This is a genomic window from Pseudomonas agronomica (assembly GCF_025917275.1).
In the GTDB taxonomy this organism is placed as follows: domain Bacteria; phylum Pseudomonadota; class Gammaproteobacteria; order Pseudomonadales; family Pseudomonadaceae; genus Aquipseudomonas; species Aquipseudomonas agronomica.
The window spans coordinates 1-10,071 of sequence record NZ_JAOSHO010000159.1 but is presented as its reverse complement, the minus strand read 5'-3'; the positions used below and the strand labels follow the sequence as shown (position 1 = coordinate 10,071).

Here is a 10,071-nt window from a genome sequence, read left to right as displayed (position 1 = left end):
CTCGCGAAGAGGCCCGTCCAGACGACGTGAATTTCAATCGATCATGAACAACGCATCATTGCTGAACTGCGCTTCGAACCGATTCGCCGGCATCGGGCGGCCGAACAGGTAGCCCTGGACCTCGTCGCAGCCGTGCTCGCGCAAAAAGTCCAATTGCTCGTGGGTCTCGACGCCCTCGGCGATCACCGCCAGGTTGAGGCTGTGGGCCATGGCGATGATCGCCCGGGCGATCTGCGCGTCCTGCTCGCCGGACGGCAGGCCGTCGACGAAGGTGCGGTCGATCTTCAGCACGTCGATGGGGAATTGCTTGAGGTAGTTGAGCGACGAGTAACCGGTGCCGAAATCATCCACCGCGATGCTCAGGCCGAGGTTTTTCAACCCGTCGAGGATCTGCATCGCCTCGCTGACTTCGCGCATCAGGATACTTTCAGTCAGTTCCAACTCCAGGCAGGCCGGTGGCAGGCCGGTATTTCGCAGGATAGTAGCGATGCGCGTGCCCAACTGGCCGTCGGAGAACTGCCGGGCGGAAATGTTGACCGAGACCTTCGGCACCCGGACCTTGGCCTGGTGCCAGGTCCTGAGTTGCCGACAGGCTTCGGTAATGACCCAGTCGCCGACGTCCACCACCAGTCCGAGTTCTTCAAGGACCGGGATGAAGTCCCCCGGCGGCACCAGCCCGCGTCGCGGATGGCGCCAGCGCAGCAGGGCCTCGGCGCCGGTCAGGCGTTTGCCATCGCCGCTGAACTGCGGTTGGTAATACAGCACGAACTCGTTCTGCTCCAGGGCATGGCGCAGGTCGCTTTCCAATTCCAGGCGCTCCAGGGCGCTGGCGTTCATGTCGGCCTGGTAGAACTGGAAGTTGTTCTTGCCGCGCTCCTTGGCGTGGTACATGGCCGTGTCGGCGTTCTTCATCAACTGGCTCAGTTCGTTGCCGTCCTGGGGACTCAGGGCGATGCCGATACTGGCGGTGACGAAGAATTCCCGGCCTTCCAGCACGAAGGGCCGGACCAGGCTGGCGAGGATCTGCTCGGCCACGGTGATGGCCCGGTTCAGCGCCATCTCGCGGCTGGCACGCGGTTGCAGCAGCAGGGTGAACTCGTCGCCGCCCATGCGTGCCACGGTGTCGTCGTCGGCGACGCAGCCGAGCAGGCGCGTGGCCATTTCCTTGAGCATACGGTCGCCGGCGGCGTGGCCCAGGGAGTCGTTGATCGGCTTGAAGCGGTCCAGGTCGAGGAACATCAGCACGACCCAGCTCTTCTGCCGCTCCGCTGATTGCAGCGCGGTGTGCAGGCGATCCTGGAACAGCGTGCGGTTGGGCAGGTGGGTCAGGGCGTCGTAATAGGCCAGGCGATGAATGCGCTGCTCGCTGGCCTTGCGCTCGCTGATGTCGCTGAAGAAGCACACATAACTGGCCAAGTCGCCTTCGTCGTCCAGCACTGCCGTGATGCCGACCCAGGCTGGATAATGTTCGCCGTTGCGGCGCTTGAGCCAGACTTCGCCTTCCCACGTGCTGTGCAGTTGCAGTTGCTTGAGCACGTAGCGCAAATGGGCTTCCTGCTGCTCGTCCACGGTCAGCATGTTGGGCAACTGGTCCAGGACCTGCGAGACGGCATAACCGCTCACGCGACTGAAAGCCTCGTTGGCCTGGACGATATAGCCGGCCGGGTCGGTGATCAGGATCGCCGAGGTCGAATGTTCAAATACCGTGGCGGCCATGCGCAGGTCTTTTTCGGCGCGACGCTGCTGGCTGATGTCGCGACCGACGCCGAGCACGCCTTCGAACGCGTCGTTGTCGTCCCATACCAGCACCAGCCGCAGCTCGATGGGAATCTTGCGTCCGTCGGCACGCAGGCAGTCGAACAGGAACAACTGGGTCTGCATCTGGTTGCGCAGTTCGGCCAGTTGCTCAGGCTTGTCGAGGGCCTTGCTGACGCGGTCCATCAGGCTGTAGATGCCCGTCAGCTGCTGCGGATTGGCGATGGTCGACTGCCAGCCGTTCTGGAAGATCCAATCGGAGGTGTAGCCCAGCACCGCCTGGACCGACGGGCTGACGTAGTTGAGCGAGAGCTTGCTGTCGGTGGAGAAAATCACGTCGCTGATGCTTTCGGCGAGCATCCGGTAGCGTTGCTCGCTGTCGCGCAGGGATTCACTGGCCTCGATCTGCTCGGTGATGTCTTTTGCCACGCCGATGATGCGGGTCACCTGGTCGTAGCGGTCCCGGGCCAGGGCTTGTTCACGAACCTCGAAGCGGCGCCATTTGCCGTTGCGGTGGCGGAAGCGCAATTGGCATTGCAGCAGCTGCGTATAGCCGCCGCGTCGCTGTTGCTGGCGCAGAGAGTGGTAATGGTCGGCGTCGTCGCTGTGCAGCAGGATTTCCCAGAAGTACTCGCCCATCTGGTGCAGCTCGGTGCGGTCGTAGCCGAGCGTCTGCCCCAGGTGGTGGTTGCTGAAGATCATCCGCTGGCTGATGACGTCCTGGACGTAAAGGTGATCCGGGACGGTGCGTACCACGTCGGACCAGAAACCTTCGCGTTCGAGCAGTGAGAGTTCGATCAGCTTGCGGCTGGTAATGTCGTTGATGCTCAGGATGACGGCGTTATAGTCGCGCTGTGTTTCCGGCAAGCGCAGTACCAGCCATAAATGCTGGTCTCGACCATGGGCGTCCGGCAGCTTGATTTCCAGTTCCAACTGCTTGTGCTCGTCGAGCAGTGCTTCGAGCAGTTTCGATCCGATGGGGTTGTTGTCCTTCGGGCCGTTGCCGACCAGCAGTTGCCAGGCTTGTTCGCAGGAATCGACGTTGAGCAGCTTCAAGGCCATCTGGTTGACTTCGGTGACGTGCACTTGCTGCTGCAGCTGTTCGAGACGCAACGGGACCTGCAGCCAGGCGCGCAGTTGTTCGCCGTCCTGCAGGCCGGCCCGGGCGAAGAATGTCTTCAGGCCGGACAGGTCGAGCACGCACAGGGCCACGCCGGTGCCCTCGAAGATGTCCTGGTAGCGACGACGTCCCTCGTGCAACTGTCGCTGGCGTCGTCGCATGTTCAGCAGGGCGATCACCGGAATCATCGAGAATGCAAGGCCCAGCAGGCATTTGCCGATGAAGGCGGGGAGCAGTTGCTCAAGCACTTGGCCTCGATCAAACAGCCCGCGCAATTGCCAGTCGCTGCTGCTCAGGGGCACGGTCAGCACGGTGTCGCTCAGGTCTTGCGAGGTCAGTTGGGTCGGGGTGGCAGAGGGTAGGCTTTCGTCGCGGCTGATGATTTGCTGGTTGAGACGGTTCTCCACCAGCCACAACGGCCGCAAGCCCGTGTCGGCCTGCTTGGTCAACGTCGAGAAGAAGCTCGGCGTCAGGCGCAACGCCCAATAACCGCGACTGCTGCCGCTGGCCTGGTGCAGCAACAGGTGCACCACGGAGCCATCTTCGGCATTGCTGAAATAGTGCGCCTGGGCACGGCTGCGCCGTACCAGTTCGGCCAGGTAGTCGGCGTCCTGGCTGTCGGCATCGCTGTCACTGAGCACCCTGCCCGATGGGCTCAGCAGCGCCAGGCTGCGCAATTGAGGAAGCGATTGCTGAAGCTTGTGCAGCAGGGCCTGCTGTTCGTCGGCTGTTTGCGGTTGTTCGACGATCGGTAGCAGGTTAAGGGCGATTTGCGCGTTCAACGCCATGTTCAGGCTGACTTGCGCGGCCAGGTCGGCGGTGTAGTCGATGGTGTATTGACGTTGTTGCTGCTGGGTTTCGCGCAATTGATCGAGCAACTGCCAGAAGAGCAGGCCCAGTAATAACAGGACCAGCGAGGCCAGCGCGCCCTTCAATGTCCCGCGCAGGGGCAGGCCAGGCACAGCTGTCGGTGCGCGTGGGGACGGGGGCGGCGTGACATTGGACAAGCTGTAATCCTGCGGTTTGCTGGACTGGCGCGACGGGCACTATAAGCCGGACGCCCGAAGGGCGGCTAGCATGCCTTGACTTGTGGCAAAGTGCCAGTCCCTGGCGGCTGGACCTGGACCGACGGTTGAGGTAGCTTTGCCGGTCAAACAAGAGCGTTCCAGCTCCAGCTTCCCAGGCGCCATCCGCCCGCAGGCATTGATGACATCAAGTGCCCGTGCCGCGCATGGCCTGGCTCGTTCTTTTCACCTGTCACTGACGCTAGGTTCACCATGGCTCAATACGTCTTTACCATGCATCGGCTGAGCAAAGTTGTTCCGCCGAAGCGGGAAATCCTGAAAAACATTTCTCTGTCTTTTTTCCCCGGCGCCAAGATCGGCGTACTGGGTCTCAACGGATCGGGTAAATCCACCCTGTTGAAGATCATGGCCGGCGTCGATAACGAATTCGACGGCGAAGCCCGTCCGATGCCAGACCTGAACATCGGCTACCTGCCGCAAGAGCCTAAGTTGGATCCGACCAAGACCGTCCGTGAAGTGGTCGAGGAAGCGGTCAGTGTCATCAAGGACGCCCAGGCACGCCTGGACGAGGTCTATGCCGCCTACGCCGACCCGGATGCCGACTTCGACAAGCTGGCCGCCGAGCAGGCCAAGCTCGAAGCGATCCTGCAGGCCAGCGACGGTCACAACCTGGACCGCCAGCTCGAAGTCGCCGCCGATGCGCTGCGCCTCCCAGCCTGGGACGCGAAAGTCGAACACCTCTCCGGCGGTGAGAAGCGCCGCGTGGCCCTGTGCCGCCTGCTGCTGTCGGCCCCGGACATGCTGCTGCTCGACGAACCGACCAACCACCTGGACGCCGATTCCGTCGCCTGGCTCGAACACTTCCTGCACGACTTCCCAGGCACCGTGGTGGCGATCACGCACGACCGTTACTTCCTGGACAACGTCGCCGGCTGGATCCTCGAACTCGACCGCGGTGCAGGCATTCCGTACGAGGGCAACTATTCGGGCTGGCTGGAAGCCAAGTCCGATCGTCTGGCCCAGGAATCCAAGCAGCAGTCGGCCCATGAAAAAGCCATGAAGGAAGAATTGGAGTGGGTGCGCAAAGGCGCCAAGGCCCGCCAGTCCAAATCCAAGGCACGCCTGCAGCGCTTCGAGGAAATGCAATCCCAGGAATTCCAGAAGCGCAGCGAAACCAACGAGATCTACATCCCGGCCGGCCCACGCCTGGGCGACAAGGTCATCGAATTCAAGAACGTCACCAAGGGCTACGGCGATCGCGTGTTGATCGACAACCTGTCGTTCTCCATGCCAAAAGGCGCCATCGTTGGTGTGATCGGTGGTAACGGCGCGGGTAAATCCACGCTGTTCCGCATGCTGATGGGCAAGGAAACTCCGGATTCGGGCAGCATCGAGATCGGTGAAACCGTGCAACTGGCCTGCGTCGACCAGAGCCGTGAGGACCTGGACGGCAGCAAGACCGTGTTCCAGCAGATCTCCGACGGTTCCGACCAGATCCGTATCGGCAACTATGAAATCCCGTCGCGCACTTATGTCGGTCGCTTCAACTTCAAGGGTGGCGACCAGCAGAAGTTCGTCAAGGACCTCTCCGGTGGTGAACGCGGTCGCTTGCACCTGGCGTTGACGCTGAAGGAGGGCGGCAACGTCCTGCTGCTCGACGAACCGTCCAACGACCTCGACGTCGAAACCCTGCGTTCCCTGGAAGAAGCCTTGCTGGACTTCCCGGGCGCCGCCATTGTGATCTCCCACGATCGGTGGTTCCTTGACCGCGTGGCAACCCACATCCTGGCGTACGAAGACGACTCGCAAGCGGTGTTCTTCGAAGGCAACTACACCGAGTACGAAGCCGATCGCAAGAAGCGCCTGGGTGAAGCCGCTGCCCAGCCGCACCGCGTACGGCACAAGAAACTGGCCTGATTCGGTCGGTTAAGCAATAACCCTGTGGGAGCGAGCCTGCTCGCGAAAGCGGTGGATCAGTCAACAAATCTTGGACTGATCAAACGCCTTCGCGAGCAGGCTCGCTCCCACAATGGTTTTGGTGTTGTCGCAAGATGCCTGGCTGATGTCGATCGCTGTGGGAGCGAGCTTGCTCGCGATGAGGACCGAACCGTCACCCAAGTTCAATTGCCAGCACCTCGATCGCCACATCCCCCACCGGTCGCTTCCACGTCACCTCATCCCCAACCTTCGCCCCCAGCAACGCCCGCCCCAGCGGCGAGCCCCAATTGATCAGTCCACTCGCTGCATCAGCCTGGTCTTCTCCAACCAATTGCACTCGCTGCTCATGACCGTGCTCATCGGCAAAGGTCACCCAATGCCCGATCCGCACCTGATCGCAATCGCTCGGCATAACGATCTGGGCGCTTTGCACGCGTTGATTGAAATACCGCAGGTCCCGCTCGATATCGGCGATACGCTGCTTATCCGCTCGCTCGCCTTGGGCTGACTGCTGGCTGTGTAGCTGTTGCAACTCGACGACCCGCGCCTGCAATTGAGCAAGCCCTGCCGGCGTGACGTAGTTGGGTTGCGCGCTGATCTGGCGTTCGACCGGCTGGTCGGCCTGGGCGGCGGCGTTGTCTTCGTTGACGAAAGCGCGACTCATAGGGTTCTCCTCTATTGGAGTTTGGGCCATGGTCGCAAGGTTTTGGTTTCGACGAATGTCTCTGAACGACTCACTGCGAGCGATAAGCCCGGCCGGCGTCGCGATCTTTCTGCTGTTGCCAGGCCCGCTCACGTTCGTCCCAGTGACGTTCGCGATAGGCGTCACGGTCTTCGCTCTCGCGCATGGCCTGGCATTGGCGAAAGCCGTCGCTCCAGCCTTCGGCGTAGCGGGGGTCCTGGAGATAGCGCGGCACGTCCTTCCTGAACTGGCCGGTAATCGCGCCGGCGGCTTGCCGGCCACTGCTGCAACCGTCGTCGAAACCATCGGCGAAGGCCGGCGGATAACCTCGGGCGATCAAATCTTCATGGGTGGTTTCACAGCCACCAAGCAACATCAACACACTCAGCACCACTGCCGCGCGCCTCATCTCTACCTTCTCACCGAATCTGACTCATACCGTAAGTCTAGAAGTGGATTCGTCAGAAAGGCGTGAAAGCGCGGTGATTAATCCGTTCGCTCAGTAGTGATACCACTTCACTTCAAGCATTACCTCATTCTCCGGCGAGGCCAGTTGGCTGAATTCGCGCTGGGCGCTCAGGCGCAGGCCGAGATTGCGAGACAGTTCCCACTGCTGGTTCAGGCTCAGGCTACGGCGCACTTCGCCATTGACGAAATAATCACCCTTGGCTTCCACGCTCAGGTTGCCCAGCGGATTTTTCCACAGCACACCGCTGTTGAAGCCCGCAGCCGGAGAGATGAACTCGGCGAAGTCGTTGTTGTGCTCGACCCGCACGGTGCCCAGGGCAAAGCCCAATACATCTTCTCCCAACGCCCAGGTACCTCCGCCGCCGCCATTGACGTGGCTGACCAGCGTTTCATCGTCATGCTTGCCCGGCACCCGCTCCAAGCCGCCAGTGACCTGCCAGGACAATGGTTGCAACAACTCGTTGCGTGGAGTCAGGGAGCGAATGGTCGCCAAGTCCAGTTGCTGCACTTGCCAGTCGTTACCTTCGTACTGGCGCAGCTTCAACTGCAGGATTTCAATCTGCGCCCCCAGCGGGAAGCTCTCGGCATTGTCGTTGAGGTCGTGATAGGCCATGCGCAGGCCGTACTCACCAAACGCCCGGTCGCCCCGCGTGCCGAGACCGGCCTGCCAGGTGCGCGATTCGTGACCGTCCTCGGGCAGGCCCGGTTGCGGGATTTCGAGTTCCGGCGCGGGATTCTGGTTGATCGCCCGCAACAGTTCGAAGCTGCGTTGGGCGCGCTGTGGATCACGCTCCTGGCCGTTGGCGCGATAACGCTCCAGGCGGTAGGCCGCGTCGATGATCAAGGCCTGGCGTTCGCGTGGCAGCGCCTTGAATTCAGGTCGTTGCAACTGCTGCTGGTCGGCGCTGACGTTCAGTACCCATTGTTGTTCGTCATCGCTGAGCGGTTCGGCGCGGCTGAGCAGTTCTCGTTCGCGGGACGGTCGGTACTGGATGCTTTCCACCAGCCCGGCCTCTTTCACTGCCTTGACGGTGTCGGTGGGAATCGCCGTCAGCGGGAATTGTTCGGTCAGGCGAAGGCTGGGACGCGCGACTTGCAGCAGTTCAAGCAGGCGATAGGAGCAGTTTTCGTCGAAGAAAAAGTAGTCGAACTGGATCTGCTTGAGTTCCCACACATGCTCGACCATGCGTTCGGTTTCCGCCTGGCTCAGGTTCAGGCGGTATTCCCACAGGTCGCGGTTTTCGAGGCTGCGGTATTCGGAGAGTTTTTCCTGGTAGGGCACCAGGGCGAACAGGCCGGGATAACCGCCCATCAGACCCTTCCAGGCGTAAAGGATGCTGTTGTCCGAGCCTTCGATGTAGGCGCCGAAGTTGATCGCGTAGCTGAGCAGCGCGGTCTTGTCGCTTTGCACGTCGGCCTGGTCGATACGCAACAGGGTGTGACCGAACATCGAGGACGGGCTGTTCAAGTAGGCGGCGGGGAAGATCATCACCGCGCTGTGGGGCGAAACGTCCTTGAACCACTGGGTGTAGTCGCTGCAATTGACCGCCGGCAGGTCCGTCAGGCCGAGCTGCGCCTTCAGCCAGCGGGTACGCGCCGGGTACACGCACTGGGCATGCTGCTGGCCGGCACTGGCTGGGCCGTACAGCGCTTGCAGCGTGGCGGTCAGCTCGCGGTCGGGATGTTCGTTGCCGTCGGGTGCGAGGAAGAATTTCTTGTCGCTGATATAGCTGCGCCAGCCACCGAGCTTGGCGGTTTCGTAGTGACCCAGGGAAATCCAGAAGCGATCATTGGCCAGTTGCTGCAAACGTTGAGGGTCGACATGAGGCGCGGCGGACAGCGGGGCGCACACACAGAGCGCCAGCCAGGCAAGGCGTTTGAGCATAGTCGGCTACTTGGAAAGTCGAAAAATAAAGACCGGAGGGGGCCCAAAAAGAAAACCCGCTCCTCGAAAGGAGCGAGTGGTGTCGAGCTTAAGCTTGAGTCGCGTACTTGGCCAGGCGAGGGTCGTTTTTCAGCACGGCCAGGGTATTGGTATGCACGTCTTCTGCGGTCACGTCAGCCTTGCTGAAGATCTGCTGGAAGTGCTCGTGGGTCACGGCGGAGAAGTGTGCACGGTCTTCCGGTGCCACACCCAGTACCACGGCGTAGGTGGTCAGCGCTTCGCCCTGACCCTTGGCCATGTCTTCGGACAGCTCGTTCATCATGCCATTCATGGCCAGCCAGGACTTGCCACCATAGGTCAGTGCTGCGTTGGTCGAGCAGCCGTTCGTGCCGGAGGTCATGCCGAAGGTGGCGTTGCCGGAGGTGCCGTTGGTGGTGGATGCGAGGAAGTGAGCGGGGGTGCCACGCTGACCTTCGAACAGCATGTTGCCCCAGCCGCAATCCGGGCCGCCCGGCGCCTGAGCCATGGCGTTGATGGATACAGCGGTGAAGAGAGTACCGAGAAGAATCCGTTTCATAGCTATGTTCTCTTTGTGTGCGTACCAATGGACAGGGTCTGGCCCCTACAGCAGCCAGTGGGCCGGTTATTGTTCCAGCCGCGCAGTTTGGAGTTTAGGCACGATCCGAGGGTTCCGTGGCATTTTGCAAAAACATTACTGCAAACCTGTTGCGTGCGGGGCTCTGCCCTGGGTTGTTCCCTCGACTATGCTATGGCCTCAGGCGCTCCTTGCCAGTCAGGTACGGGCAGCGCCAGAATGCCGCTATCTGCCCCGCCTGATGTAAGGAAGCCCGATGCCTGATCCTGTTGCTGCCAGCTTGCGTCTAGCGCCCGAAGCGCTGACCCGTCCGTTTTCCGCTGAACAGTTCAGCTTCTCTACCACCAATGATCTGGAGCCCTTCCGCGGTGTGCTTGGCCAGGAACGTGCGGTCGAAGCATTGCAGTTCGGTGTGGCGATGCCACGCCCCGGTTACAACGTATTTGTCATGGGTGAGCCCGGCACTGGCCGGTTCTCGTTCGTCAAGCGCTACCTCAAGGCCGAAGGCAAGCGCATGCAGACCCCGTCGGACTGGGTCTATGTCAATAACTTCGATGAACCCCGCGAGCCGCGTGCCCTGGAGCTGCCATCGGGCACCGCCGG

At 61.4% G+C, this 10,071-nt stretch carries 7 protein-coding genes; 2 read left to right on the top strand and 5 right to left on the bottom strand.

Annotated elements, in window-relative coordinates; translation table 11 throughout:
* Nucleotides 1-33: 33 nt before the first annotated feature.
* Nucleotides 34-3,882, bottom strand: a complete 3,849-nt coding sequence (locus OC610_RS13560) for a sensor domain-containing protein (protein ID WP_264428305.1) — start codon at nucleotides 3,880-3,882, stop codon at nucleotides 34-36.
* Between the two features lie 270 nt (nucleotides 3,883-4,152).
* Between OC610_RS13560 and ettA the strand changes: the two genes are divergently transcribed.
* Entirely contained in the window at nucleotides 4,153-5,817 is a 1,665-nt protein-coding gene (ettA, locus tag OC610_RS13555) for an energy-dependent translational throttle protein EttA (RefSeq protein ID WP_264428303.1), read from the top strand.
* Nucleotides 5,818-6,010: 193 nt separating this feature from the next.
* On the opposite strand, the gene OC610_RS13550 is transcribed toward ettA, so the two are convergent.
* From OC610_RS13550 to OC610_RS13535, 4 genes are all read right to left on the bottom strand, one after another.
* Complete coding sequence (locus OC610_RS13550) at nucleotides 6,011-6,502, bottom strand: GreA/GreB family elongation factor (RefSeq protein WP_264428302.1); 492 nt, start codon at nucleotides 6,500-6,502, stop codon at nucleotides 6,011-6,013.
* A 70-nt stretch (nucleotides 6,503-6,572) separates the two neighbouring features.
* Nucleotides 6,573-6,929, bottom strand: coding sequence for a hypothetical protein (locus tag OC610_RS13545; RefSeq protein ID WP_264428301.1), 357 nt, complete (start codon nucleotides 6,927-6,929; stop codon nucleotides 6,573-6,575).
* 90 nt (nucleotides 6,930-7,019) lie between these two features.
* A complete protein-coding gene (locus tag OC610_RS13540) occupies nucleotides 7,020-8,873 on the bottom strand; it encodes an Lnb N-terminal periplasmic domain-containing protein (protein ID WP_264428300.1) in 1,854 nt (617 codons plus the stop codon).
* Nucleotides 8,874-8,961: 88 nt separating this feature from the next.
* Nucleotides 8,962-9,450, bottom strand: coding sequence for a DUF3015 domain-containing protein (locus OC610_RS13535; protein WP_030140293.1), 489 nt, complete (start codon nucleotides 9,448-9,450; stop codon nucleotides 8,962-8,964).
* Between the two features lie 274 nt (nucleotides 9,451-9,724).
* Between OC610_RS13535 and OC610_RS13530 the strand changes: the two genes are divergently transcribed.
* Nucleotides 9,725-10,071 (top strand): Lon-like protease helical domain-containing protein (locus OC610_RS13530; RefSeq protein WP_264428299.1); only part of this gene is annotated, 347 nt, incomplete at its 3' end.